We start from the raw sequence: 25372 nt of genomic DNA, 5'->3' as shown, positions 1-25372 counted from the left end.
GGCCAGCTGGTCTTCGAAGAGTTCATGCAGCGGCGATTCGTGGTCCAGGTTCGGGTCCTGCTGGCGCTGCTCGTCGACCTGCTCGGGATGGGCGGCAAAGGTGCCGGCGGCCACGGCCGGGCTGTCGACCACGGTGATCACCGCGTCAACGGTGCAGGCGTTGCGGATTTCCGGCCACTGGAAGGCTTGCACCAGCGGCTTGGGCAGGGCCAGGCCGGAGGTCTCGATGAGGATCTGGTCGAGGTCGCCACGACGCGCCACCAACTCGCGCATCACCGGGAAGAATTCTTCCTGCACGGTGCAGCACAGGCAGCCGTTGGCCAGCTCGAAGACGCGGCCGACCGCCTCCTCTTCGCTGCAACCGATGGAGCACTGCTTGAGGATGTCGCCGTCGATGCCCAGCTCGCCGAACTCGTTGACGATCACCGCGATGCGGCGGCCTTCGGCGTTGTCCAGCATGTGGCGGAGCAGGGTGGTCTTCCCGGCGCCAAGGAAGCCGGTGACGATGGTGACGGGGAGTTTGGCCAGGGTTTTCATGCGCGCCTCGCAAGCGGAAGTTGAAGGCGGATGAAGGGCGCGCGCGCGGTTCGCCGCGCAACGAAGGTCGCCACCGGATCACCCCGCCCGGTTGTCTGTTGATAACGAACCGGTTCCGGATCTCGCGAGCCAGGGCCAGGCAAGGCGGAGGATCGCCGGGGACGCGGAGTTGACTGTAGTCAAAGAGCAGTCCACGGCGATCCTCCAACGCAGCATGGCCGACGCGCAGCAGATCGAAAACCAGTTACGAGGCAGGTCTCCTGGCTCACAGCCCTCTGGTATCTCTTCGCCTTCCCGCCCGAATCGGCAGTGGCGCGTGAAGAGACAGGCTGTTCACAGTTGCGGGGGCAGCCGTGGCGCATCCGAAGATTTCCACGTTCCCTCTTAGCTCCGGCCAGTGCCGGAGAACCTCGAAGGGAGGAAGGCTACGCAGCGATGGCGGGGCGGTCAATCGCCGGGGATCGGTTGACGCTTGCGGGGCTTCGTGGTCAGCTAGCGCGGTTTCAGGTGTCTCGCGCCACGCGCGCGAGGTGAAACGGGAAGCCGGTGCGTCCGCAAGGACCAGTCCGGCGCTGCCCCCGCAACGGTAAGCGATCGTAGGGTCATCAGTAGCCACTGTGCTCCGGCATGGGAAGGTTGACCCGCTTGGCCATTGGCTGACATCGCAAGCCCGGAGACCGGCCTGGAACTTTCGTTTTTTGGCAAACCCGCGGTGGGCGGGCGCAGGCCGTGGCGCGACCGTTCCGGCGCGTTCGAATGCGTTCAACCTCTGCGTTCTCTTACTTTGATCTTCAGAGGGAACGTTCATGTCCAGCAGCACCCTGACGCACGCGTCGAGCACTTCCATCCCCCTTTCCAAGCGCATCAGCCTGGCCGTTGGCGCCAGCCTGCTCGGTGCGCTGCTGGTGTACTTCGCTGGCTTCTCGCACATCGATGCGGTGCACAACGCCGCCCACGATACTCGTCACAGTGCGGGCTTCCCCTGCCATTAATGCCTGCCGTCGCGCCTGGCGCGACGGATTCGAGGCGCTCCAGCACGCTCGCTCACAGTGTTCGAGGCCTCGTCTCGCCTGGAGAATTGCAATGATCAAACGTATCGCCCAGACCGCCGGTTTCGCCGGTCTGATCGCGGCGCTGGTACTCACCGTGGCCCAGCTGCTTTGGGTGTCCCCGCTGATCCTCAAGGCGGAAACCTACGAGAAAGCCGAACCGGCTGCCGCGCTGGTCGAAGAAAACCACGAGCACGCCCATGAACACGCTGCTGGTGCAGTGGCTGCCCACGAGCACGACGCGCAAGCCTGGGAGCCGGAAGACGGCTGGCAGCGCATCCTCTCCACCACGGGCGGCAATCTGGTGGTCGCGGTGGGCTTCGCCCTTATGCTGGCTGGCCTGTTCACCTTGCGTGCGCCTGGCAAGACCTCCGAAGGCCTGCTCTGGGGCCTGGCCGGTTTCGCCGTGTTCACCCTGGCGCCGTCCCTTGGCCTGCCGCCGGAGGTGCCCGGCACCGCCGCCGCCGACCTGACCCTGCGCCAGACCTGGTGGATCGGCACCGCCGCGGCCTCCGCTGGCGGCCTTGCGCTGCTGGTGTTCGGCCGCAACTGGGCGCTGCGTGGCATCGGTATCGCCCTGCTGGTGGTGCCGCATGTGATCGGCGCGCCGCAGCCGGAAGTGCATTCCAGCCTCGCGCCGGAAAGCATCGCCCACGAGTTCATCGTCGCCTCGCTGATCACCAACGCGGTGTTCTGGGCGGCCCTGGGCCTTGTCGCCGCCTGGTTGTTCCGTCGCTTCGCACCGTCGGTCTGATCCGGGCGTTATGCTCGACCCCGCAGACGGCCTGGCCGTCTGCGGGGTTTTGTTTTGGGGAGATTGCTGATGACGCTGGTTGCCGGCCTCGGTTGCCGCCGCGGCTGCACGCTCGATGAACTGCGCGCCTTGCTGGCGCAGACGCTGGCCGAGGCCGGTCTCGATGAGTCGAACCTCACCGCGCTGGCCAGCGCCACGCTGAAGGCCGACGAGGAAGGACTGACAGCACTGGCCGCCGCCCTCGACCTGCCGCTGGCGCTGTTCCCGCCGCAACAACTGGCCGCGTGCGAACCGCGCCTGGACCGCACATCCGAAACGGTCCGCACGGCCATCGGCGCTGCCAGCGTGGCCGAAGCCGCGGCACTGCTGCAGGCCGAAGCCCAGGCCGGTGCGCCGGCGCGACTGCTGGTGGGCAAGCGCCGCAGCGACCAGGCCACCTGCGCGCTGGCCTTCATCCCCGTCGAATCCGAACAGGAGCAGCCATGACGGTCCATTTCATCGGCGCCGGCCCCGGCGACCCGGAACTCATCACGGTCAAGGGCCAGCGGCTGATCCGTTCCTGCCCGGTGATCCTCTACGCCGGCTCGCTGGTACCGCCAGCGGTGCTGGAGGGTCATAGCGCCGAGCGCGTGGTGAATACCGCCGAGCTGAACCTGGACGAGATCGTCGCGCTGCTGGCGCAGGCCCACGGCGAAGGCAAGGACGTTGCCCGCGTGCACTCCGGCGACCCTTCACTGTACGGCGCCATCGGCGAGCAGATTCGCCACCTGCGTGAACTGGGCATTCCCTACGAGATCGTTCCCGGCGTCACGGCCACTTCTGCCTGTGCGGCGATACTCGGCTGCGAGCTGACCCTGCCGGACATCTCGCAGACGCTGATCCTCACCCGTTACGCCCACAAGACACGCATGCCCGAAGGCGAGTCCCTTGCCGAACTGGCGCAGCACCGCGCGACCCTGGCGATCCATCTCGGTGTGGGGCAGTTGCCGAACATCATCGCTGAGCTGCTGCCGCACTATGGCGCCGATTGCCCCATTGCGGTGATCCACCGCGCCAGCTGGCCGGACCAGGACCAGGTCACCGGTACGCTGGGCGATATTCTGGCAAAGGCCGCGGCAAAGGATTTCAAGCGCACGGCGCTGATCCTGGTGGGCAGGGTGCTGGGGGCGGAAGGCTTCGCCGACTCATCGCTCTATAGCGCAGGGCATGCGCACCTGTATCGCCCGTAGTCGCTCTTCGTCGGAGCGAGCTTGCTCGCGAACGGCCTGACGCTGGCTTCATCGCAAAGGTCTGTTGGTGAGCAGGAGCCAGGCGTCCCCTTCGTTCCTACAGGGGATCGTCCAGCGGCTCCAGTTCACTGCTGAACTGCTCATCGATCATCGCCTTCAGCTGCTCCGCTGCCAGCGGCTTGTGCAGCAGCGGCCAGCCATGGGCGGAAGCCTGGGCGAGCAGCTGTGGGTCGGTGTCGCCGGTGACCAGCACGGCGGCGATCCAGTCGTCTTCGTAGTGCCCGTGCAGGCGGGCGATGGCGTCGATGCCGGTCTGGTGGTCGCGCAGGCGGTAGTCACTGATGATCAGGTCCGGCTTCTGCGCGGCAGCGGTCGGGTCGGCCAGCAGGTCGGCGACGTCGGCGACGATGACATGCCGGTATTCCCAGCTCTGGAACAGCAGGCGCAGGCCTTCGCGGTTCTCCGCATCGTCCTCGATCACGTAGATCAGCTTGTCGCTGCCCACCACCGTGCGCGGCGGCTGGATTTCTGCTTGGCGCGGCTGCACGGCGGTGGCGCGGGGCAGGCTGATCATGAAGGCGCTGCCGTGGCCTTCGCGCGAGTGCAGCGCCAGCGGATGGTCGAGCAACCTGGCGGTGCGCTGGACGATGGCCAGCCCCAGGCCAAGGCCTTTGCTGCGGTCACGCTCGGGGTTGTTGAGCTGGTGGAATTCCCAGAACACCTTCTGCTGCTCGCGCTCGGGAATTCCCGGGCCGCTGTCCCAGACTTCCACGCGCACCTGGCGGCCACGGCGGCGCCAGCCGATCAGCACGCCGCCGTGGTCGGTGTAGCGGATGGCGTTTTCCACCAGGTTGCGCAGGATGCGTTCGAACAGCGCCGGGTCCGACTTCACGAACGGTGCGCCGGGGCGTACGCGCAGGTTCAGGCCCTTGTCCGCGGCTTGCACGCTGCATTCCTGCTGGATGCGTTCGAGCAGTTCGGCGAGGGAGAAAACCTGCAGGCTGGGCTGGACGATGCCGGCGTCCAGGCGCGAGATGTTCAGCAGCGCGTCGAACAGCGAGCCCTGCGCGGCGAGCGCGCGGGAAATGTGGTCGACGAGGTTTTCGCTGGCCTCGTTCAGCGGCTGTTTCTTCAGTGCGCCCAGGTACAGGCCCAGCGCGTAGGTCGGCTGGCGCAGGTCGTGGCTGGCGCTGGCGAGGAAGCGGGTCTTGGCCTGGTCGCTGCGTTCGGCGGCCTCTTTCTCGATGCTGAGCTTGCGCAGCAGCTCGCTATTCTCGAAGCGCAGCAGCAGCGAGTCCACAAGGGTGGCGTGGAAGCGGTAGGCGAAGGCAAAGATGGTGACGGCGTAGACCAGCGCTGCCGCGCCGAGCGTCTTGCTCAGGGCGTCCGGCAGCAGCACCAGCAGGGCGGCGAAAGGCAGGGTGAAGGCCGGTACGATGAACAGGTAGAACAGCGGCAGGACGATGCTGTAGGCATTCATCACGCCGGTGCCCAGGCCCAGCAGGACGACCACCACGTACATCTGCATCGAGGGTGGCAGCACGGTCATCCAGTACGCGGCGGGCAGGCCCCAGAGCAGGCCCGAGAGGCCGGTGGTGATCATCACCTGGATCAGCCAGCTACGCCGGGGGCCGGCGCCGCTGTCGCGCAGCTGGTCGTAGCGCCGCAGCAGCCACAGGCGGGCGCCGCCCAGCAGGGTCTGCGCGGCGAACCAGGCCAGCAGCGACTCCAGCGGCAGCGCGCCGTTGAGCACCCAGGTGGTGAGGCCGGCGACCAGGTAGGCGGCAATGATGGAGAAGGGCGAGTTGCGCCGCAGCACGTCGAACTGTTCGGCGCGGACCCGTTCGGCATAGGGGGAATGGCTGAGGTCGCGCTGCCAGAGATTCATTGGGCCGTCCGTGGAGGGTCAGTGGGCGCTGTCTGTATAGCAACGTCCGCCGGGCAATCCCAGAAAATTCAGGCCAGCCAGCGTTCTCCGCGTGGCAGCATCCCGCGCTGCAGGAACCAACGCACCCCGAGGTGCACGCCGAACGCGGCGCCCACCGTGAGCAAGATCATCAGGCCTTCCGCGTCCATGGCAGCGTCCCTTGTCCGGGTTTCCTGCCTGACAGGGTATTCCTGCGACAACTTGACGCACAGATACAGATCGTTTCCGAATGTGCGGATCAGTCCTGCAGTCCGAACCTTCAGCCCTGCAGCGAGTGGATGATCCGTCCCAGGGTCTCCATCGCCTGTTCGCTGGTGGCGGTCCATGGACGCCCGTAGTTCAGGCGCAGGCAGTGGCCGAAGCGCCGCGTCGCCGAGAAGATCGGCCCGGGTGCGAGGCTGATGCCCTGGGCGTGGGCGAGCTGGAACAGCTTGAGCGCGTCGATCTGCTCGGGCAGTTCCAGCCAGAGGAAGTAGCCGCCGCTGGGGCGGGTGACGCGGGTGGCGGCGGGGAAGTGCCGGGCCACGGCGGCGAGCATCGCGTGCTGCTGGCTTTCCAGCGCGTGGCGGAGCTTGCGCAGGTGGCGGTCGTAGCCGCCGTGTTGCAGGTAGTCGGCGATGGCCGCCTGGGCTGGCACCGACGCCGACAGGCTGGTCATCAGCTTGAGCCGCTCGATCTGCTCGGCGTAGCGCCCGCCGGCCACCCAGCCCACGCGGTAACCGGGCGCCAGGCTCTTGGAAAAGGAGCTGCAATGCATGAACAGGCCCTCGGTGTCGAAGGCCTTCACCGGCTTGGGCGCCTGGGCGGCGAAGTACAGCTCGGCGTAGACGTCGTCCTCGATCAGCGGCACCTGGTGCCGGGTCAGCAGGGCGGCGAGGGCGCGTTTCTTCTCCTCGCTCATGCTGGCGCCCAGCGGGTTCTGGAAGTTGCTCATGAACCAGCAGGCCTTGATCGGTAGGCGCGCCAGGCTGTCGGCGAGCACGTCGAGGTCGATGCCTTCGCGCGGGTGCACGGGGATCTCAACCGCTTTCAGTTTCAGCCGTTCCAGCACCTGCAGGCTGGCGTAGAAGGCCGGGGCTTCGATGGCCACGAGGTCGCCGGGTTGGGTCACCACCTGCAGGCACAGGTTGAGCGCTTCCAGCGCGCCGTTGGTGACCACCAGTTCCTCCACCGGCAGCGGCATGCCGCCGACCATGTAGCGCAGGGCGATCTGCCGGCGCAGGGCGTGGCTGCCGGGGGCGAGGTCAGCCACCACCGAACGCGGGTCCATGTCGCGCACAGCGTGTGCCATGGAGCGCGCCAGGCGCGGCAGGGGGAACAACTCCGGCGCCGGGAAGGCCGAGCCGAACGGCACGGTGTCCGGGTCCTTGATCGAGCTGAGCACCGAGAACACCAGTTCGCTGACGTCCACCTCGGTGGTCTGCGCGTCGTGGCGGGCGATTTCCGGCTCGGCCAGGGCGCGCTGCACGTGCTCGCGGACGAAGTAGCCGGAGCGCGCGCGGGCAACGATCAACCCTCGGTCTTCCAGCAGGTAGTAAGCCTGGAACACCGTCGAAGCGCTGACCCCGTAGGTGCGGCTGGCGTGCCGCACCGAGGGGACTTTCTGGCCGGGGGCGAGTACGCCGCTGCGGATCAGGCCGGCGATCTCGTCGGCGAATTTCTCGTAGCGCTTCATCTTGTCCTGCGGGGCGCCCTGGGCGGTGTTGGAATCCGCCCACTCTAGGCGTTGCGCCGAGGTCACGCCAAGCTCCCGTGCCATGCTCAGCGCCTCGGCGAGACGAAGGTACTGGCGGCGTCGATGGCTTCATGGCCGTCGCTGATCCTGAAGTGCAGCGGCAGCGAACCACCGGCGCTGCTCTGCGCTTCGCTGGCGACCGAGACGGCGAAGTCGCGGATCTCGCCCGGCTGCAGCATCAGTTCCGGCACGCCTTGCAGGCGGTAGCCGGCTCCATCGGCGAGGCTCAGCTGGTAGTGCTGCGGTTGCTGGGTCTTGTTGATCAGCTTGAGGTTGTAGATGTTCTCGATCTCGCCGGCGGCGTTCTCGCGGAACAGGCCACGGTCGCGGGCGACGTCGAGGTTGATCAGCGGCCGGGCTTCCAGCGCCCAGATGAACGCGCCGATCATCACCAGCAGCACCGCCGCGTAGCCGATCAGGCGCGGGCGCAGCAGGTGGGTCTTGCCGCCCTCCAGCGCGCGCTCGGAGGTGTAGCGCACCAGGCCGCGGTCATAGCCCATCTTGTCCATCACCGAGTCGCAGGCGTCGATGCAGGCGGCGCAGCCGATGCAGGCTATCTGCAGGCCGTCGCGGATGTCGATGCCAGTGGGGCAGACCTGTACGCACTGGTGGCAGTCGATGCAGTCACCCAGGCCGAGGGCCTTGGGATCGGCGTCCTTCTTGCGTGCGCCACGGGACTCGCCGCGCGCCGCGTCGTAGGAAATGATCAGGGTGTCCTTGTCGAACATCACGCTCTGGAAGCGCGAGTACGGGCACATGTGGATGCACACCTGCTCGCGCAGCCAACCGGCATTGGCGTAGGTGGCGGCGGCGAAGAAGGCGACCCAGAAGGTGCTTTCCAGGTCGAGTCGGAAGGTGAACAGGTCCATCACCAGCGGGCGCACCGGCGTGAAGTAGCCGATGAAGGTGACCGCCGTGGCCAGGCTGATCAGCAGCCACAGACCGTGCTTGGCGCTTTTGCGCAGGACTTTCTCCGTGCTGACCGGGCCCGCGTCCCGCTTCATGCGCTGGTTGCGGTCGCCCTCGGTGACCTGCTCGGCCCACATGAAGATCCAGGTCCACACGCTCTGCGGGCAGGTGTAGCCGCACCAGACGCGGCCGGCGAACACGGTGATGAAGAACAGGCCGAAGGCGGCGATGATCAGGATTGCCGAGAGCAGGATGAAATCCTGCGGCCAGAAGGTCGCGCCGAAGATGTAGAACTTGCGCTCGGGCAGGTCCCAGAGCACCGCCTGGCGGCCGTTCCACTGCAGCCACAGGGTGCCGAAGAAAAGCAGGAACAACAGCGCACCGCCGAGGCGGCGGAGGTCGCGGAAACGTCCGGCGAAGCGCTTGGTGTAGACCGTCGGGGTGACCGCCGACAGTGGTTTCGGCGGCGGGGTGAAGCGTTGCGGTGCGTCGATCTCGATGACCTTCGCGGGGATTCTTTCGCTCATTATCGTGGCCCATCAGGCAGAAGAGGCGCCGCGACTGTACGAATCGGTCTGCACCCGAAACAGATTCAGGTTCGCCGGAAAAAACCATATCAGATGGTGAGATCCGCTGCGCACCGCGCCGTTGCAGGGTTGGTGCCACGCGCCATGAGACGGCTGATCGGGCCTGTTGCGGCAACCGGTCGCAGGCCCGTCGGGGCAGGCCTCTCCCGCATCTGATCCGGTTTTTCCCGTGTTATCTGCCGCTGTTTTGCACAACAGCCGCCGGCCATAGTTCGGTCAACCGCAATGTGGCGCGCCCGACGACAGAAGCAGGCTGCCACGCAACGATCCGAAGGTGGCCTGGCGATGTACCGATACGACGATTACGACCGCGCCCTGGTGCGTGAACGGGTGGCGCAGTTCCGCGACCAGGTGCAGCGGCGCCTGAGCGATGAGCTGAGCGAAGAGGAATTCCTGCCGCTGCGCCTGCAGAACGGCCTGTACCTGCAGAAGCACGCCTACATGCTGCGGGTGGCGATTCCCTACGGCACCCTGTCCAGCGAGCAGATGCGCACCCTGGCCTGGATCGCCCGCGAGCACGACCGCGGCTACGGCCACTTCACCACGCGGCAGAACATCCAGTTCAACTGGGTGGAACTGGGGCGCGTGCCGGACATACTCGAACGCCTCGCCGAGGTGGAGATGCACGCCATCCAGACCTCCGGCAACTGCGTGCGCAATATCACCACCGAGGCCTTCGCCGGGGTCGCCGCCGACGAGTTCCTCGACCCGCGCCCACTGGCGGAAATCCTTCGCCAGTGGTCCACGGTGAACCCCGAATTCCTCTTCCTGCCGCGCAAGTTCAAGATCGCCCTCTGCGCCGCCGAGGAAGACCGCGCGGCGGTGATGATGCACGACATCGGCCTCTACCTGCGCCGCGCTGAAGATGGCGAGCTGCGGCTGAAGGTGCTGGTGGGAGGCGGGCTGGGGCGCACGCCGATGCTGGGCCAGGTGATCCGCGACGACCTGCCCTGGTGGCACCTGCTGTCTTACGTCGAGGCCATCCTGCGCGTGTACAACCGCCACGGCCGGCGCGACAACAAGTACAAGGCGCGGATCAAGATCCTGGTGAAGGCGCTGGGTATCGAGGCGTTTTCCCGCGAAGTGGAAGAAGAGTGGCAGCACCTGCGCGATGGCGAGGCGCAGCTGACGCTCGATGAGTACCAACGCGTCGCAGCGGCATTCGATCCGCCGGTCTACGCGCCTTCCGACGAGCTTGCTTACGGCTCTGCGCTGGCTGCCGACGCGGCGTTCGCTCGTTGGGTCTCGCGCAACGTGCGCCCGCACCGCGTGGCGGGGTACGCCAGCGTAGTGCTGTCCACCAAGCCGGGTGCCGAGGCGCCGCCGGGCGATGCCACTGCTGAACAGATGGAGCGGGTAGCCGACTGGGCAGAGCGCTACGGCTTCGGCGAAATCCGTGTCGCCCACGAACAGAACCTGGTGCTGCCGGACGTTCGCAAGGCCGATCTCCACGCCCTGTGGCAGGAGGCTTGTGCCGCTGGGCTGGGTACACCGAACCAGGGCCTGCTGACCGACATCATCGCCTGCCCCGGTGGCGATTTCTGCGCGTTGGCCAACGCCAAGTCGATCCCCATCGCCCAGGGCATCCAGCAGCGCTTCGAGGACCTGGACTACCTGCACGACCTGGGCGATCTCAGCCTGAACATCTCCGGCTGCATGAACGCCTGCGGCCACCACCACATCGGCAACATCGGCATCCTTGGCGTGGATAAGAACGGCAGCGAGTGGTACCAGATCACCCTGGGGGGCGCGCAGGGCGTGAAGAGTGCGCTGGGCAAGGTGATCGGCCCATCGTTCGGTGCCGCCGAGGTGCCGGATGTGATCGAGGCGCTGGTGCAGACCTACGTGGAGCAGCGCGGCGCTGGCGAGCGCTTCGTCGAGACGGTCGAGCGCATCGGCCTGGAGCCTTTCAAGGCGCGGGTCTACCGCCAGGCGGAGGAACCGGCATGAAGAACCTGATTCGCCTGCGCGATGGTGTGGCCGAGCTGGCGCCGAATGATCCCTGGACCTTGCTGCGCGAGGTGCCGGAGGAACTGTCCGAAGGCCGACTGATCCTGCCGTTGAAGAGCTGGCTGGCGCTGGAGTCCGGTGACGGTTACGGCGTCTGGCTGGCGCCGGACGAAGACCCCGAGGAGTTGATCTGGCGGCTGAAGGAGCCGGCGCTGATCGCCATCGATTTCCCCAGCTTCCGCGACGGCCGCGGCTACAGCCTGGCCTACCTGCTGCGCAGCCGCCTGGGCTGGCGCGGCGAGTTGCGCGCGGTGGGCGATGTGTTGCGCGACCAGCTGGCGCACCTGCGCCAGTGCGGTTTCGACACCTTTGCCGTGCGCGAGGACAAGTCCGTGGAAGACGCCTTGAAGGGGCTCGCAGGGCTCAGCGTACTCTACGGGCGCTCGGTCATCGAGCCGCGCCCGCTGTTCCGGCGACGCTCCTAGGGCGTCACTATCGCGCACGGCCAGGGCTGCAGTGGGTCGGCCAAGCTTGACGCTGTGCCGGGGGGCAGGAAAAATGCGGGCATCATCCACGGCGCCCGCGCGCCGCTGGTAACCCACGTATTCGAGTGACCCCCAGAATATGCGCATGCGCCTGATGCTGTTGGGTGGCGGTAATGCCCTTGGACAGGCGCTGATCCGCCTGGGCGCCGAGGAAGACATCGGCTTCCTCGCCCCCCGACCGCCCGACCAGGGATGGGACGCCGCCAGCCTCACCGTGCTGCTGGACGAGACCCGTCCCGACGCGGTGATCAACCTTGCCTACTACTTCGACTGGTTCCAGGCCGAGGCTGTCGAGGCCGCCCGCCTGGCCAGCCAGGAGCGCGCGGTGGAGCGTCTGGCCGAACTCTGCCAGCACCACGAAATCCTGCTGATCCAGCCCTCCAGCTACCGCATATTCGATGGCGCCCGCGCCACTGCCTATAGCGAGAAGGACGAGCCGCTGCCGCTCGGCCCGCGTGGCCAGGCGCTGTGGCGCATGGAACAGTGGGTGCGGGCGACCTGCCCGCGCCACGTGCTGCTGCGTTTCGGCTGGCTGCTCGATGACAGCGCCAATGGCGTGCTCGGCCGCTTCCTCGAACGGGCGGAAAAGGAGCAGGTGCTGTTCCTCGCCGACGATCGGCGCGGCAACCCGACCCCGGTGGACGATGCCGCCCGGGTGATCCTCTCGGTACTCAAACAGCTCGACTGCCAGGCGCCGCTCTGGGGCACCTACCATTACGGCGGCCTGGAGGCGACCACCACCCTGTCCCTGGGCCAGGTGGTGCTCGGCGAGGCGCGCGCCTTCCGTGCGCTGGCCGTCCAGGAACCGAGCCCGCAGGCCCATGCCGCGCGCCCCGATGCCGGTGACGAACCGCAGCACGCGGTGCTCGCCTGCAAGAAGATCCTCCACACCTTCGGTATCAAGCCGCGCGCCTGGCGCGCCGGCCTGCCCGCCCTGCTGGACCGTTACTACCGCCATGTCTGATCGCCTCATTCCTTCCGCGCAGCCCATCCTCATCACCGGCGGCGCGGGGTTCATCGGTTCCCATCTGGCGGATGCCTTGCTGGCGCAAGGGTTTGCCGTGCGCGTGCTGGATGACCTGTCCACCGGCAAGCGCGCGAACCTCGATCCGCGCGTCGAGTTGATCGTCGGTGATGTCGCCGATGAAGCCGCGCTGCGCGGTGCGGTGAGCGGTTGTCAGGGCGTCGTGCACCTGGCGGCGATCGCTTCGGTGCAGGCCTCGGTGGAAGACCCGGTGGGCACCCACCGCGCCAACTTCATCGGTACGCTGAACCTCTGCGAGGCCATGCGCGAGGAAGGCATCCATCGGGTGCTGTTCGCTTCCAGCGCGGCGGTCTACGGACAGAACGGCGAAGGTAGCGCCATCGACGAGGACGTGGTCAAGGCGCCACTGACGCCCTACGCCTCGGACAAGCTGGCCAGCGAGTACTACCTGGACTTTTATCGCCGCGAGCACGCGCTGGAGCCGGCGATCTTCCGCTTCTTCAACGTCTACGGTCCGCGCCAGGATCCGTCTTCGCCGTATTCCGGGGTGATCAGCATCTTTGCCCAGCGCGCCGAGCAGGGCTTGCCGATCACCGTGTTCGGCGACGGCGAGCAGACCCGCGATTTCATCTACGTCGGTGACCTGGTGAAGCTGCTGATGACCGCGCTACTGGCGGACGAGGTGGCCGAGTCGGCGATCAACGTCGGCCTGGACCAGTCCACCAGCCTGAACCAGCTGCTGGCCGAGATTGGCAAACTCACCGGCGGCCTGCCGCCGGTCACCTACCAGCCGGCGCGCCACGGCGATATCCGCCATTCCCGCGCCGACAACCGCCGCCTGCTGGCGCGCTATCGCCTGGATGAGCCGACGCCGCTGGCCGAAGGCCTGGCCCAGCTGATCACCACCAGGGTTTGTTGATTGCCAGGAAGAAAACGCCTGCCAGCGAACTCAGGGCGAGCACGCTGAAGACTGCCTTGGGTGCCCGCGAGGTACTGCGCAGGGCGAAGGCTGCGAGCAGGATATAGAGCACCAGCAGGCCGATCTTCACCTGCAGCCAGACCGGCAGCGGCCAGGGCATCGCCAGGTGCACCAGGCCCAGGGCGCTGAGCAGCAGCAGGGTGTCGATCAGGTGAGGCAGGCCGCGCTGCCAGCCCGAGGGCCGTTTGCCCCACCAGCTCAGTCCCAGCCGCAACAGGAAAAGGGCGGTGCTGATGATGGCGAGGCTGACGTGCAGTGCTTTGAGTTCGAGATACATACCGGTTCCCTGAAAATGAAAAAGGCGCCCTTGGGCGCCTTTTCATGTTTGCTCCGTTAGAAACGGTAGCCGAAACCGACCATGTAAACCCAGGGGTCGACGTCGACATCGACCTTGGTTTTCTGGATGCCCAGTGCGGACGGGCCGTCGACACTGGCCTTGGTGTCGATGTCCATATACCAGACCGCGGCGTTGACGAAGGCGTGCTCGTTGAGCATGTAGTCCATGCCCAGTTCAGCGGCCAGGCCCCAGGAGTCCTGCAGCTTCAGGTTGCTGAAGCCCTGGTCCTTGCGAGCACCGGTGAGGTCTTCGTCGAAGAAGGTGGTGTAGTTGACGCCGAGTCCGCCGTAAGGCTGGAAGGCCGAGTTGGTACCACCCATGGGGTAGTACTGCAGGAGCACGGTCGGCGGCAGCTGCTTGATGTCGGCGAGCTTGCCATCGAGACCGCCGCCCAGGCCTTTTACATCGACCTGATGCTTGAACGGAGTAGCGGCGACCAGCTCCACGCCGATCTTGTCGGTGAGCAGGTAGGCGAAGGTCAGACCCAATTGGGTGTCGCTATCGACGGTGGCCTTGGTGCCGCTGGCTTTTACGCCATCGAACTTGAGGGCGCTGCTGCTATCGTCCGGCGCAACGGTGGCGATACCGCCGCGGACGAGGAAGTCGCCAGCCTGGTGGCCACGGATGTCGGCGGCCTGGGCTGCGATCGGTGCTGCGACGGCGAGTGAGAGAAGCGAGGCGGTGAGCCAGGACTTACGCATGATGAGCTCCAATATCTCTTTGGTATAAGTGTTGGTGCTCAGAATAGTAGAGAGCGCTAAAAGCGCTCTTTTGATTTGGCTCAATAAAGACCCCAAGCTTCCCATGGCAAAGGCGTGCGGCAAGATGCCGCACGGTCGTCACCGCCCGGTGTATTCGTAGGGTTCGATGCTGCTGGCCTGCATCTGGTAGCCGGCCTCGGCGAGGTCGCTCTCCACCGCTTTCACGCTCAGCGTGCCGATGATCCAGAACGGCTGGTAAAGCTCGTCGACTTTTACACCCTTGCCGCCTCGAACATAGACGATCTGGTTGGACGGCGGCGGTGGCACGTGGATGCACGCGCCGTAGTAGGGCACCAGCAGGAAGTCGCGGACGGTCTGGCCGTCTTCCTCGACTTCCAGCGGCACGATGTAGCCCGGCATCTTCACCTGCTGGCCATCCAGCGCCTTGACCACCGGGGCGTCGGGTGTCTGTTGCTTCACCGCCGGGCCGCTCTCGGCGTTGAGCACGTCGGAGAGCTTGGACATGTCATGCAGCGGCACGGGCGGTGGAGGCGGCGGCGCGCCCTCGGGGATCAGCTCGGGCCAGGTCAGCTCGCGCGGCGCCGCCCAGACGGCGGCGCTGGTGAGCATCAGCAGCAGGAACAGCAGACGGCGCATGGGACTTCTCTGTAAGGGGCTGGCTCAGAGGCGGATCGACAGGCCATCGGCCAGCGATTGCCGATAGGCACGCCACGCCGGCACACAGCCGATCAGCAGCGCGGCCAGAAGTATGCCGCCCAGCAGCGACCATTCATAGGCGCTGGGCAGCGCCAGTGGCAGGAAGATGCCGTAGTTCGCCTGCACGTAGGCCTGGCTGCCGGCGACGCCGGCATACAGCAGCCCGACGCCCAGCGTCACGCCGGCCAGCGCCAGGGCAAAGGCTTCGGCCACCAGCAGGCTGAAGATGTGCCAGGGGCGTGCGCCCACCGAGCGCAGGATGGCCATTTCCCGGCGGCGCTCGTTGAGGCTGGTGAGAATGGCCGTGAGCATGCCGATCAGGCCTGTCAGTACGACGAACAGCGAGACCACGAACAGTGCCTTCTCCGCCGTGCCCATCAACCCCCAGAGTTCCTGCAACGCCACGCCGGGGAGAATCGCCATCAGCGGCTCGCCGTCGTATTCGTTGATCTGCCGCTGCAGGGTGAAGGTGGCGACCTTGCTCTTGAGGCCCAGCAGGAAGGCGGTGATGGCCTTGGGCTGCAGGTCCATCGTCCGCGCCTGGTCCTCGCTGATACGCCCGGCGCCACGGGCCGGTACGCCGTTCTTCCAGTCGACGTGCAACGCTTCCATGCCCTGCAGGGAAATGTGCAGGGTGCGGTCCACCGGAGTGCCGGTGCGCTTGAGGATGCCGACCACGGTGAACGGCTTGTCGTCGTGCTGCACCAGGCTGATGGTGCTGACGCCGTGGGCCAGGACGATCTTGTCACCCAGCTTGTAGTGCAGCGCTTGGGCCACTTCGGCACCGAGCACCACGTCGAACAGGTCCTGGCCGAACGGCCGGCCTTCGGACAGTTCCAGCATCTGCCCGCGGCCGAAGCGGTAGTGCTCGAAATAGCCGGTGTCGGTCCCCATGACGCGGTAGCCGCGGTGCGAGTCGCCCAGGGAAATCGGGATCGCCCACTTCACCAGGGGGCTGTGGGTGACGGTTTCGTAGCTTTCCCAACGGATGTTGTTGGTGGCATTGCCGATGCGGAACACCGAGTAGAGCAGCAGGTTCACCGAACCGGAGCGGGCGCCGACGATCAGGTCGGTGCCGGAAATGGTGCTGGCGAAGCTGGCCTTGGCCTCGGTGCGTACGCGCTCCACCGCCAGCAGCAGGCAGGCGGAGAGGGCGATGGCGAAGATGGTCAGCAGCGCGGTGAAGCGACGGTTGGAGAGGCTGGCGAGCGCCAGGCGCAACAGGTACATGCTCAGATTCCCGGAGCGCGGGCGGCGCGGTTGAGGTCGGCGAGCGAGACGCTGCGGTCGAACAGCGGCGCCAGGCTCTGGTCATGGCTGACGAACAGCAGGCTGGCGCCGGCCTCGCGGCATTCGGCGAACAGCAACTGGAGGAAGGCTTCGCGGGCGTCGGCGTCCAGTGCCGAGGTGGGCTCGTCGGCGATCACCAGTTCCGGCTGGCCGATCAGCGCTCGGGCAGCGGCGACGCGCTGCTGCTGGCCGATGGACAGGCTGTCGGCGCGGCGCTCGATCAGCGTCGCCTCGCCCAGCCCCAGGTGCTTGAGCAGTGCCTCGGCAGCCTTGGTCACGCTGCCATGGCGCAAGGTGGCCCGTTCGGCGCGGCTGTGGGAGAAATGACAGGGCAGTTCGACGTTCTCGCGGACCGAGAGAAATGGCAGCAGGTTGAACTGCTGGAAGATGTAGCCGGTGTGGTCGACGCGGAAATGATCGCGGCGCGCCGACTTCATCTGCGCGATGTCCTCGCCCAGCAGCTTCACGCTGCCGCGCTGCGGGCGCTGCACACCGCCGAGCAGGCCGAGCAGGGTGGTCTTGCCGCTGCCGGACGGGCCCTTGAGGAACAGGGTTTCGCCGCGGGCCAGGGTGAAGGCGGGAATGTCCAGCAGCTCCGCCTGGCCGGGCCAGGCGAAGCCGAGGTTGTCGAGTGCGAGCAATGCGGTCATTTCAGCGCGTCGTGATCAGAAGTTCAGGGTCGGGTTGGCGGCGGTCAATTCTGCACCTTGCTGGCCGCTCGGGCCGATCAGTTGTACCTGAATCTTCTGGGTCGCCGGGAAGCGCTTGAACAGCGGCGCGAAGTCGAGAGTGGCCAGGTCCTGCGGTTGGGCGCAGGTCAGCTGGTAGTGGGCGTCGATATCGGCGTGGTGGTGGCCTTCGTGTTCGTCATGGTCGCCGTCGTCATGGTCATGCTCTTCTGCCTTGGGCGCATCGCCGAACAGCGGGCTGGAAAGCTCCACCGACTGCACGCTGCACTTGGCCGAGGCGGGCAGGGCAAGCAGTTGCAGCGGTTGCTTGAGCTGGGCCTGCACGGTGGCGACCGTGGCCTTGTCGGCGTCGCTGGTGGCGGCATGCTCGAAGCCGACGAAGTTCATCGCCGGGCTGTCCACCTGCAGTTCCAGGGTCTTGCCGTCGAGGGCAACGTTGAGCTGGGCGACGCCATGCTCGTGCTTGCCGAGGCTGCCGTGTTCATGTTCGTCGTGGGCTTGGGCCGCGAGGGGCAGCAGGGCGACAGCGAGGAGCAGGGGGCGCATGGGAGACTCCGGTCTGATGAATGATTTTGTTACGTTATAACAGATGAAAAATTAAGGCCAGCTTAGCGTGCGTTTGGCGTGGCGCCGATGCCGTGGGAGCATGCGCGAAACCGCGTGAGGAGAAGGGCGATGCTGAGAATCAAGGGCACCATCGGCGACTGGCCGGTGGACCTGACTGTGGAGATGGATGACGCCGACTGGGCCCGGCTGGCGCAGAGCCTGCCGGTGGCGGCCGTTGTGCCGTCCGCGCCGGTTACCGCTCAGCCAGTGGCTGCTGGCCCGGCGGACAAGCTATGGCTGGCCGCGCAGGACCTGTTGCGCCGCAGCGGCAGCACGGAAGGGCCGGAGTTGATGGATGAGCTGGAAGCGCTGGCGGGCAGCACGGGAGCGGCGAAGGGATTGCTAGTGCGCCTGCGGCACAGCCCGCAGGTGAAGATCGAGGTGCGCGATGGCGTGCAGGTCTTCACCTGGGCAGATGAGTAGCCGGGAGACTACAGAAAGAAAAGGCGCCTCGCGGCGCCCTTTTCATCAATACAGCAGATTCGCCAGCTTGCGGCGGTAGGCGATCACCAGCGGGTGATCGTTGCCCAGCAGGTCGAACACCTGGACCAGCGTCTTGCGCGGCAGGTCCTCGCCGTAGCCGCGGTTGCGCGCGAAGAGCTTGAGCAGGGCATCCAGTGCCGCCTCGTACTGCTGGCGCGCCAGTTGCTGCACGGCCAGCTGGTAGGTGGCTTCGTCGTCGTTGGCGTCAGCGGCCAGGCGGGTCTTCAGGGTAGCGGCGTCGGGCAGGTCGGCAGCCTGGCGCAAAAAGGTCAGCTGGGCCTTGGCGGCGGCCAGCGCCTGCTTGTGGTCGTCGCTCTTCACCGCGTCGAGCACGGTTTCGGCTTCACCCAACTCACCGCGCTCGGCGAGGCAGCGGGCGTAGAGGATCAGCGCCGCAGCGTTGCTGTTGTCTTCGCCCAACAGGACTTTGAGCTGCGCTTCGGCCTCGGCGAAACGGCCTTCGTTGAAGGCTGCCTGCGCCAGCTCCAGCGGGTTGCCGGCGGCCGGGGCGGGCGGCTGGACGTGCTGCTCCAGCATCTGGCGGATCGCCGATTCCGGCTGCGCACCGGCGAAGCCGTCCACCGGCTGGCCGTCCTTGAACAGCACCACGGTGGGCAGGCTGCGGATGCCGAAGCGCATCACGATGTCCTGCTCGACGTCGCAGTTGACCTTGGCCAGCAGCAGCTCGCCCTGGTACGACTCGGTGATCTGCGCCAGCAGCGGCATCAGCGCCTTGCACGGGGCGCACCAGTCGGCCCAGAAGTCGACCAGCACCGGCTTGTGGAAGGAGTTCTCGATGACGACCTGATCGAAGTTGGCGATGCTGGCGTCGAAGATGTAGGGCGTATCGCTCATGGGAAATCTCGAATCGAGTGGGGCGATGAAGGTGGTTGCCACTATAAGTGGGGGCGCTGCCTGACGGAAACAACCCGCCTGGTCGGGCAGCGTAATTCCCTTCAGGAGCAATATGGGACGGTGATACGGCCGGGAAGGCCCCAGCGTGCCGATGTCACCCGCGGCGTGCGTGATACAGGCTTACATGGCGGAATTCGGCCGGCTCGGCCAGGTCCGGCCAGGTGCAGCCGTCGAGTATGCCCAGGCGCTGGTACAGCGGATGGCTGAAGTCGCGGACCCGCGAATCCGCCACCAGGGCTTCGCGGCCGCGGCTGAGGAACTCGTCCAGCAGCGGCAGGTTGGCGCGGTCGTAGAGCACGTCGGCGACGATGATCAGATCAAAGCGGTCCTCTTCCTGGAAGAAGTCCGCCGAGTAGGTCAGCTCCACGCCATTCAGCTCGGCGTTGGCGCGGCAGGCGTCCAGCGCCAGCGGGTCGAGGTCGCAGGCCACTACCTCGGCGGCACCGGCCTTGGCGGCGGCGATGGCGGCGATGCCCGAGCCCGCGCCGAAGTCCAGCACGCGCTTGCCGCGCACCCATTCGGGTTTGTCGGCCAACCAGTGCGCCAGCACCAGGCCGCTGGCCCAGCAGAAGCACCAGTAGGGCGGCTCTTCGAGGATGCGCCGGGTCTCGTCGGGGCTGAACTCGCGGTCCATGTTGTTCGCATCGATCAGCCACAGGTCGATGTCGGTACCCGGCAGGCGTTCTGCGCACAGGCGTGCGTCGCCGAGCAGTTCGCCCAGGGCCTGTTGCAGGGAAAGCGGTGGCGTCACGGTGCGCGCTCCAGGCGCAGCTCGCCCAGGGCGCGGGTTTCCGGCTGGGTGATGCGCACCGGCGGCAGGCGCCAGGCCAGTTGGCCGGACTGCGAGACGCGGCCATGCAGTTCCACGCGGGCATTGGCCGGGAAGGACTGCGGATTGAAGATCAGCCGGAAGGGCAGCGCCTGGCCGTTGGCGATGAGCTTCTCGCTGGAAAGCAGTTGTTGCGGACGGTCGCGCTCGTCGATCACCAGCAGCGCGACTTCCACTTCACTACCCGCCGGCAGGTAGCCCTGGGAGCTGCTGAGCTGGCCGGAGAGGGCGCGCATGTGCGCCGGCACCGGTTCCAGTGCGGCGGGCGCCGAGTTCTTCGGTGCGGGCGCCGGCGCAGCGGCGGGCACGGGTTTTTCGCTGGCGCAGGCGGCCAGCAGGGCGGTGAGGGACAAGCAGAGCAGGCGGGTGTACATGGCGGGCTCCATCGCGGCAGATTCCAGGCGGGCGCTTATATAGCGTAATGCCTGCGGCTTGTCTGCGGGGAGCAGGGTTTCTTCGGCCAGGCGATGCGCTACCATGGCCCCTTACCTCTTCCTCCGACAAGACTGCCCAAGACTCGCCATGCATTGTCCTTTCTGCGGCGCCCACGACACCAAAGTCATCGATTCGCGCCTGGTCGCCGAGGGCGACCAGGTCCGCCGGCGCCGCGAGTGCCTGGCCTGCGGCGAGCGTTTCACCACCTTCGAGACCGCCGAGCTGGTCATGCCGCGCCTGATCAAACAGGACGGCAGCCGCCAACCTTTCGACGAGGACAAGCTGCGCGCCGGCATGCAGCGCGCGCTGGAGAAGCGCCCGGTGAGCATCGAGCGGCTGGAAGAGGCGCTGGCGCACATCAAGCACAAGCTGCGCGCCACCGGCGAGCGCGAGATCAAGTCGCGGGTGCTGGGCGAGCTGGTGATGGCCGAGCTGCAGAAGCTCGATGAAGTCGCCTACATCCGCTTCGCCTCGGTCTACCGCCGCTTCCAGGACCTCAACGAGTTCCGCGAGGAAATCGAGCGCCTGGCCCGGGAGCCGGCGAAAGAATGAGCGGCGTCGATTCCGTGAACTGCCCGGATGAAGCCTGGATGGCCCGCGCCATCGAGCTGGCCCGCAAGGGCTGGTACACGACCCATCCCAACCCTCGCGTCGGCTGCGTCATCGTCCGCGATGGCGAAGTCGTCGGCGAAGGCTGGCATGTGCGCGCCGGCGAGCCTCACGCCGAGGTCCACGCCCTGCGCCGGGCCGGCGACAAGGCCCGTGGTGCCACCGCCTACGTCACCCTGGAACCCTGCAGCCACTTCGGTCGTACGCCGCCCTGCGCCGACGCCTTGATCGGCGCCGGCCTCGCCCGCGTGGTCGCGGCCATGCAGGACCCGAACCCGCAGGTCGCGGGCAGCGGCATGCGGCGCCTTGCCGAAGCCGGTATCGAGGTGCGCTCCGGCGTGCTGGAAAACGAAGCCCGCGCCCTCAACCAGGGCTTCCTCAAGCGCATGGAGACCGGCCTGCCCTTCGTCCGCGTGAAGCTGGCGATGAGCCTGGACGGCCGCACCGCCATGGCCAGCGGCGAGAGCCAGTGGATCACCGGCCCGGCCGCGCGCCGCGCCGTGCAGCGCCTGCGCGCGCAGGCCAGCGTAGTGCTCTCCGGCGCCGATACCGTGCTGACCGACGACGCCCGTCTGACCGTACGCCCGGATGAGTTGGGCCTGGACGCCGAGCAGACCGAGCTGGCCTCGCAGCGCCAGCCGCTGCGCGTGCTGATCGACGGGCGCCTGCGGGTGCCGCTGACCGCTACTTTCTTCCAGGCCGGTCCGGCGCTGGTGGTGAGCACCCAGGACGACCCGAACTACGCGGTGGTCGGCCACGAACTGCTCAACCTTGCCGGCCTCGACGGCCAGGTCGACCTGCTGGCACTGCTGAGCGAACTCGGCCGCCGTGGGGTCAACGAAGTGCTGGTGGAAGCCGGCCCGCGCCTGGCCGGCGCCTTTGCCCGCCTCGGACTGGTGGACGAATACAGCATCTTCATGGCGCCCAAGCTGCTCGGTTCCTCCGCGCGGCCGCTGCTGGAGCTGCCGCTGGAGCGCATGAGCGAATCCCGCGAGCTGAAGATCGTCGACATCCGCGCCGTGGGTGACGACTGGCTGGTCACCGCCAGACCGCTGTGATGGCGCGCCGGCGTAGCCCTCGCCGGCCAGTCGGCGGACGCGCAGTGATCAATAGGAAGCTTCCGACTTGCGCCGGCCTGTGGTAAAACGCCACACGCGGTCGACGCTGTAACGACCGCGATTGACGTTCTCAGGGCGGGGTGCAAGTCCCCACCGGCGGTAATGACGCGCAATGCGTCTAGCCCGCGAGCGCCTGTCCAGACCGGTTCGCCGGATGGCCAGGGTCAGCAGACCCGGTGTGATTCCGGGGCCGACGGTCATAGTCCGGATGAAGAGAGAACGGGATAGCCATCGGGGCGTGCCTGCGCGCGTCCGAGAAGTCCCTTCGATCCGATACGCCCTGTTTTCTAACGAAAAACAGGAGTTCGCCTCATGCAATACCTTTCCCTGTTGGCTTCGCGGGCCTGTCGGCCGGCTGCCTTCTCCGTGTGGGAGGCAACATGTTCACCGGCATAATCGAATCCATCGGAACCATCGCATCCATCACCCCGAAAGGCGGTGACGTGCGCCTGTACGTGAAGACCGGCAAGCTCGACCTCGGCGACGTCAAGCTGGGCGACAGCATCGCCGTCAACGGCATCTGCCTGACTGCGGTCGAGCTGCCCGGCGACGGCTTCTGGGCCGACGTCAGCCGCGAGACCCTGGCGCGCACCGCGTTCGCGCAGCTCAAGATCGGCAGCCGGGTGAACCTGGAAAAGGCCCTGACCCCGACCACCCGCCTGGGCGGCCACCTGGTCAGCGGCCACGTCGACGGCGTCGGCGAGATCGTCAAGCGCGAGGAAAACGCCCGCGCCATCCAGTTCACCGTGCGCGCACCGCGCGAGCTGGCCAAGTACATCGCGCTCAAGGGCTCGATCACCGTGGACGGCACCAGCCTGACGGTGAACGCGGTCAACGGCGCCGAGTTCGAACTGACCATCGTCCCGCACACCGTGCAGGAGACGATCATGGCCGACTACCGCGGTGGCCGCCTGGTCAACCTCGAAGTGGACCTGCTGGCGCGCTACCTGGAGCGCCTGCTGCTCGGCGACAAGGCGGCTGAACCCAGCGCCGGCGCCGGCGGCATCACCGAAGCATTCCTGGCCGACAACGGCTTCCTGAAACACTGAAAAGGCTCGTCCCCGTATGGCACTCAACAGCATTGAAGAACTGCTCGACGACATGCGTCAGGGCAAGATGGTCATCCTCATGGATGACGAGGACCGCGAGAACGAGGGCGACCTGATCATCGCCTCCGAGTGTGTCCGCACCGAAGACATCAACTTCATGGCCCGCTTTGCCCGCGGCCTGATCTGCATGCCGATGACCCGCGAGCGCTGCGAGCGCTTGGGGCTCCCGCTGATGGTGCAGCGCAACGGTTCCGGCTTCGGCACCAAGTTCACCGTCTCCATCGAGGCCGCCGAAGGCGTCACCACCGGCATCTCCGCCGCCGACCGCGCCCGCACCGTGCAGGCTGCCGCTGCGAAGAACGCCGTCGCTGCCGACATCGTCAGCCCCGGCCACATCTTCCCGCTGATGTCCCAGCCCGGTGGCGTGCTGGCTCGCGCCGGCCACACCGAAGCCGCCTGCGACCTGGCGCGCATGGCCGGCTTCGAGCCGTCCGGGGTGATCTGCGAGATCATGAACGACGACGGCACCATGGCCCGTCGCCCGGAACTGGAAGAGTTCGCCCAGCAGCACGGCATCAAGATCGGCACCATCGCCGACCTGATCCACTACCGCCTGATCCACGAGCGCACCGTCGAGCGCCTCGCCGAGCAGCCGCTGGATACCGAGCTGGGCCAGTTCAACCTGATCACCTACCGCGACTCCGTGGAAGGCGACGTGCACCTGGCGCTGACCCTGGGCAAGGTCTGCGCGGAAGAGCCGACCCTGGTGCGCGTGCACAACCCCGACCCGCTGCGCGACCTGCTGATGGTCAACCAGGCGGGCCGCTGGAGCCTGCGTGCGGCCATGGCCAAGGTAGCCGAGGCCGGCACCGGCGTGGTCCTGCTGCTGGGCCACCAGGTCGGCGGCGACGACCTGCTGGCGCACGTCCGCGAGATCACCAATACCCCGGCGCCCGCGCAGAAGCCGACCACCACCTACAGCACCGTGGGTGCCGGTTCGCAGATCCTGCGCGACCTGGGCGTGCGCAAGATGCGCCTGATGTCGGCACCGATGCGCTTCAATGCGATATCCGGTTTCGACCTGGAAGTAGTAGAATATCTGCCCGCTGACGGGCAGCCCTGATCGCTGCTGCGCTTGGTCAGGCCGCGTTGGAAGCCGCCTCAAAATGCTCATTTACTTCAGTAAACTGCGCTTTTTCGGCGACTTCCGCCTTGCCGGACCAGCGCTCGCGACGCGCTCAGGACTACCCGAATGAACCTCGCCGCCGTGCCCTGGCACGGCGGTGCCGTTCTTCTACCCTATTTGCGGAGCGTCACGCTGACGCTCCGGCTCTTTAACAGTGAGACTTGCCCATGACCCTGAAGACCATCGAAGGTACCTTCATCGCCCCCAAAGGCCGCTTCGCCCTGGTGGTTGGCCGCTTCAACAGCTTCGTGGTGGAAAGCCTGGTGGAAGGCGCCATTGACGCGCTGGTGCGCCACGGCGTTGCCCAGAGCGACATCACCGTGATCCGTGCTCCGGGCGCCTTCGAAATCCCGCTGGTGACGCAGAAAGTCGCCCAGCGCGGCGAGTTCGACGCCATCATCGCCCTCGGTGCGGTGATCCGTGGCGGTACCCCGCACTTTGAATACGTTGCCGGTGAGTGCACCAAGGGCCTGGCGCAGGTTTCCCTGCAGTTCGGCGTGCCGGTCGCCTTCGGCGTCCTGACGGTCGACTCCATCGAACAAGCCATCGAGCGCTCCGGCACCAAGGCCGGCAACAAAGGCGCCGAGGCAGCCCTGTCCGCCCTGGAAATGGTGAGCCTGCTGTCGCAGCTGGAGGCCAAGTGAGCACCCAGGACGGCAACACCCCGGCCAAGCCCGCCAAGCCGAACAAGATCGCCATGCGTCGCAAGGCCCGCAGCCTCGCGGTGCAGGCCCTGTATTCCTGGCAGATGGCAGGCCAGCCGCTCAACGAGATCGAGGCGACCTTCCGTACCGACAACGATTTCAGCGATGTCGACGGCGCCTACTTCCACGAGATCCTGCACGGCGTGCCGCGCCTGAAGACCGATCTGGACGAGGAATTCACGCCCTGCCTGGACCGTGCGCTGGAAGAGATCGACCCGGTGGAGCTGGCCATCCTGCGCCTGGCCACCTACGAGCTGCGCAATCGCCTGGACGTGCCGTACAAGGTCGTCATCAACGAAGGCATCGAGCTGGCCAAGACCTTCGGCGCCACGGACGGACACAAGTTCGTCAACGGCGTGCTGGACAAGCTCGCTCCGCGCCTGCGCGCCGCCGAACTTCGGGGCGCCAAGCGCTGAGAACCTGCCCATGATCCTACTGCGAGACCGTGATCGGAGCTCATGCGCTGCTCGGAAGCCTCATTTATGGCTCATAAACTCCGGTTCCTGCGCTGCTCTTCG

Annotated in this window: 28 protein-coding genes and 3 riboswitches; of the genes, 15 read left to right on the top strand and 13 right to left on the bottom strand. The window is 66.8% G+C overall.

Features of this window, described 5'->3' with window-relative positions:
* Positions 1 to 537, bottom strand: a 537-nt coding sequence (locus A9513_RS07445; protein ID WP_304362934.1) for a GTP-binding protein, incomplete at its 3' end; no start/stop codon positions are given.
* A 232-nt stretch (positions 538 to 769) separates the two neighbouring features.
* Positions 770 to 965, bottom strand: a riboswitch (cobalamin riboswitch).
* A 60-nt stretch (positions 966 to 1025) separates the two neighbouring features.
* A riboswitch (cobalamin riboswitch) is annotated at positions 1026 to 1238 on the top strand.
* Positions 1239 to 1343: 105 nt separating this feature from the next.
* Between A9513_RS07445 and A9513_RS07440 the strand changes: the two genes are divergently transcribed.
* The 4 genes from A9513_RS07440 to cobM all read left to right on the top strand — a co-directional run bounded on the left by A9513_RS07440 (position 1344) and on the right by cobM (position 3569).
* Positions 1344 to 1529 (top strand): CbtB-domain containing protein, encoded by a 186-nt coding sequence (locus tag A9513_RS07440; protein ID WP_024764032.1) that lies wholly within the window; start codon positions 1344 to 1346, stop codon positions 1527 to 1529.
* 91 nt (positions 1530 to 1620) lie between these two features.
* Positions 1621 to 2340, top strand: coding sequence for a CbtA family protein (locus tag A9513_RS07435; RefSeq protein ID WP_065084360.1), 720 nt, complete (start codon positions 1621 to 1623; stop codon positions 2338 to 2340).
* A 69-nt stretch (positions 2341 to 2409) separates the two neighbouring features.
* Positions 2410 to 2826 (top strand): cobalamin biosynthesis protein, encoded by a 417-nt coding sequence (locus A9513_RS07430; RefSeq protein WP_065084359.1) that lies wholly within the window; start codon positions 2410 to 2412, stop codon positions 2824 to 2826.
* Entirely contained in the window at positions 2823 to 3569 is a 747-nt protein-coding gene (cobM, locus tag A9513_RS07425; RefSeq protein ID WP_037017171.1) for a precorrin-4 C(11)-methyltransferase, read from the top strand. The genes A9513_RS07430 and cobM overlap by 4 nt, the downstream gene beginning before the upstream one ends.
* Before the next feature lie 97 nt (positions 3570 to 3666).
* On the opposite strand, the gene A9513_RS07420 is transcribed toward cobM, so the two are convergent.
* The 3 genes from A9513_RS07420 to ccoG all read right to left on the bottom strand — a co-directional run bounded on the left by A9513_RS07420 (position 3667) and on the right by ccoG (position 8667).
* Complete coding sequence (locus A9513_RS07420) at positions 3667 to 5457, bottom strand: hybrid sensor histidine kinase/response regulator (protein WP_065084358.1); 1791 nt, start codon at positions 5455 to 5457, stop codon at positions 3667 to 3669.
* A 298-nt stretch (positions 5458 to 5755) separates the two neighbouring features.
* Complete coding sequence (gene mapR, locus A9513_RS07415; protein WP_065084363.1) at positions 5756 to 7171, bottom strand: GntR family transcriptional regulator MpaR; 1416 nt, start codon at positions 7169 to 7171, stop codon at positions 5756 to 5758.
* 86 nt (positions 7172 to 7257) lie between these two features.
* Positions 7258 to 8667, bottom strand: a complete 1410-nt coding sequence (gene ccoG, locus A9513_RS07410; protein ID WP_065084357.1) for a cytochrome c oxidase accessory protein CcoG — start codon at positions 8665 to 8667, stop codon at positions 7258 to 7260.
* Positions 8668 to 9012: 345 nt separating this feature from the next.
* Here ccoG and A9513_RS07405 point away from each other — a divergent pair, with 345 nt between their 5' ends.
* The 4 genes from A9513_RS07405 (at position 9013) to A9513_RS07390 (ending at position 13126) form a co-directional block, all read left to right on the top strand.
* On the top strand, positions 9013 to 10677 hold the full coding sequence (locus A9513_RS07405) for a nitrite/sulfite reductase (protein ID WP_065084356.1): 1665 nt from the start codon (positions 9013 to 9015) through the stop codon (positions 10675 to 10677).
* The gene (locus A9513_RS07400; protein WP_024764025.1) at positions 10674 to 11162 is read left to right on the top strand and encodes a DUF934 domain-containing protein; all 489 of its coding nucleotides are present in this window, start codon (positions 10674 to 10676) and stop codon (positions 11160 to 11162) included. The genes A9513_RS07405 and A9513_RS07400 overlap by 4 nt, the downstream gene beginning before the upstream one ends.
* Positions 11163 to 11301: 139 nt before the next feature.
* Entirely contained in the window at positions 11302 to 12186 is an 885-nt protein-coding gene (locus A9513_RS07395) for a sugar nucleotide-binding protein (RefSeq protein ID WP_024764024.1), read from the top strand.
* Positions 12179 to 13126: an NAD-dependent epimerase/dehydratase family protein gene (locus A9513_RS07390; RefSeq protein WP_065084355.1), complete on the top strand. Its 948-nt coding sequence runs from the start codon at positions 12179 to 12181 to the stop codon at positions 13124 to 13126. The genes A9513_RS07395 and A9513_RS07390 overlap by 8 nt, the downstream gene beginning before the upstream one ends.
* Here A9513_RS07390 and A9513_RS07385 read toward each other — a convergent pair.
* The 6 genes from A9513_RS07385 to A9513_RS07360 form a co-directional block, all read right to left on the bottom strand.
* Positions 13107 to 13463 (bottom strand): SirB2 family protein, encoded by a 357-nt coding sequence (locus tag A9513_RS07385; RefSeq protein ID WP_024764022.1) that lies wholly within the window; start codon positions 13461 to 13463, stop codon positions 13107 to 13109. The two genes, A9513_RS07390 and A9513_RS07385, sit on opposite strands and share 20 nt — an antisense overlap.
* A 56-nt stretch (positions 13464 to 13519) precedes the next feature.
* A complete protein-coding gene (locus A9513_RS07380; RefSeq protein ID WP_024764021.1) occupies positions 13520 to 14224 on the bottom strand; it encodes an OmpW family outer membrane protein in 705 nt (234 codons plus the stop codon).
* 138 nt (positions 14225 to 14362) lie between these two features.
* Entirely contained in the window at positions 14363 to 14881 is a 519-nt protein-coding gene (locus A9513_RS07375; RefSeq protein WP_065084354.1) for a DUF3299 domain-containing protein, read from the bottom strand.
* Between the two features lie 24 nt (positions 14882 to 14905).
* Complete coding sequence (locus A9513_RS07370; protein ID WP_024764019.1) at positions 14906 to 16171, bottom strand: ABC transporter permease; 1266 nt, start codon at positions 16169 to 16171, stop codon at positions 14906 to 14908.
* 2 nt (positions 16172 to 16173) lie between these two features.
* Positions 16174 to 16881 carry an ABC transporter ATP-binding protein gene (locus A9513_RS07365; RefSeq protein ID WP_024764018.1) on the bottom strand — a complete coding sequence of 236 codons (708 nt, stop codon included), beginning with the start codon at positions 16879 to 16881 and terminating at the stop codon, positions 16174 to 16176.
* 15 nt (positions 16882 to 16896) lie between these two features.
* Positions 16897 to 17466: a DUF2796 domain-containing protein gene (locus A9513_RS07360; protein ID WP_024764017.1), complete on the bottom strand. Its 570-nt coding sequence runs from the start codon at positions 17464 to 17466 to the stop codon at positions 16897 to 16899.
* Between the two features lie 129 nt (positions 17467 to 17595).
* Here A9513_RS07360 and A9513_RS07355 point away from each other — a divergent pair, with 129 nt between their 5' ends.
* Positions 17596 to 17949 carry a hypothetical protein gene (locus A9513_RS07355; protein ID WP_065084353.1) on the top strand — a complete coding sequence of 118 codons (354 nt, stop codon included), beginning with the start codon at positions 17596 to 17598 and terminating at the stop codon, positions 17947 to 17949.
* Between the two features lie 45 nt (positions 17950 to 17994).
* Here A9513_RS07355 and trxA read toward each other — a convergent pair whose 3' ends face one another.
* From trxA to A9513_RS07340, 3 genes are all read right to left on the bottom strand, one after another.
* Positions 17995 to 18864 (bottom strand): thioredoxin, encoded by an 870-nt coding sequence (gene trxA, locus A9513_RS07350; RefSeq protein ID WP_024764015.1) that lies wholly within the window; start codon positions 18862 to 18864, stop codon positions 17995 to 17997.
* Positions 18865 to 19018: 154 nt separating this feature from the next.
* Positions 19019 to 19675, bottom strand: coding sequence for a methyltransferase (locus A9513_RS07345; protein WP_065084352.1), 657 nt, complete (start codon positions 19673 to 19675; stop codon positions 19019 to 19021).
* Positions 19672 to 20139, bottom strand: coding sequence for a YbaY family lipoprotein (locus tag A9513_RS07340; RefSeq protein WP_024764013.1), 468 nt, complete (start codon positions 20137 to 20139; stop codon positions 19672 to 19674). The genes A9513_RS07345 and A9513_RS07340 overlap by 4 nt, the downstream gene beginning before the upstream one ends.
* 136 nt (positions 20140 to 20275) lie before the next feature.
* Between A9513_RS07340 and nrdR the strand changes: the two genes are divergently transcribed.
* The 6 genes from nrdR (at position 20276) to nusB (ending at position 25270) form a co-directional block, all read left to right on the top strand.
* Positions 20276 to 20740 carry a transcriptional regulator NrdR gene (gene nrdR / locus A9513_RS07335; RefSeq protein WP_024764012.1) on the top strand — a complete coding sequence of 155 codons (465 nt, stop codon included), beginning with the start codon at positions 20276 to 20278 and terminating at the stop codon, positions 20738 to 20740.
* Entirely contained in the window at positions 20737 to 21855 is a 1119-nt protein-coding gene (gene ribD / locus A9513_RS07330; protein WP_141678348.1) for a bifunctional diaminohydroxyphosphoribosylaminopyrimidine deaminase/5-amino-6-(5-phosphoribosylamino)uracil reductase RibD, read from the top strand. Before nrdR ends, ribD begins: the two co-directional genes overlap by 4 nt.
* 122 nt (positions 21856 to 21977) lie before the next feature.
* Positions 21978 to 22140, top strand: a riboswitch (FMN riboswitch).
* Positions 22141 to 22295: 155 nt separating this feature from the next.
* Positions 22296 to 22964 (top strand): riboflavin synthase, encoded by a 669-nt coding sequence (locus A9513_RS07325; protein WP_024764011.1) that lies wholly within the window; start codon positions 22296 to 22298, stop codon positions 22962 to 22964.
* A 16-nt stretch (positions 22965 to 22980) separates the two neighbouring features.
* Positions 22981 to 24087: a bifunctional 3,4-dihydroxy-2-butanone-4-phosphate synthase/GTP cyclohydrolase II gene (gene ribBA, locus A9513_RS07320; protein ID WP_065084351.1), complete on the top strand. Its 1107-nt coding sequence runs from the start codon at positions 22981 to 22983 to the stop codon at positions 24085 to 24087.
* Positions 24088 to 24317: 230 nt separating this feature from the next.
* Positions 24318 to 24794 (top strand): 6,7-dimethyl-8-ribityllumazine synthase, encoded by a 477-nt coding sequence (gene ribE / locus A9513_RS07315; protein WP_065084350.1) that lies wholly within the window; start codon positions 24318 to 24320, stop codon positions 24792 to 24794.
* Complete coding sequence (gene nusB / locus A9513_RS07310; protein WP_024764009.1) at positions 24791 to 25270, top strand: transcription antitermination factor NusB; 480 nt, start codon at positions 24791 to 24793, stop codon at positions 25268 to 25270. Before ribE ends, nusB begins: the two co-directional genes overlap by 4 nt.
* The last annotated feature ends 102 nt before the right edge of the window (positions 25271 to 25372 follow it).

Origin of the sequence: Pseudomonas sp. AU12215 (genome assembly GCF_001675465.2) — a bacterium.
In the GTDB taxonomy this organism is placed as follows: Bacteria; Pseudomonadota; Gammaproteobacteria; order Pseudomonadales; family Pseudomonadaceae; genus Pseudomonas; species Pseudomonas nitroreducens.
The sequence above is the reverse complement of the archived record's forward strand: the minus strand, read 5'-3'. Positions and strand labels throughout refer to the sequence as shown.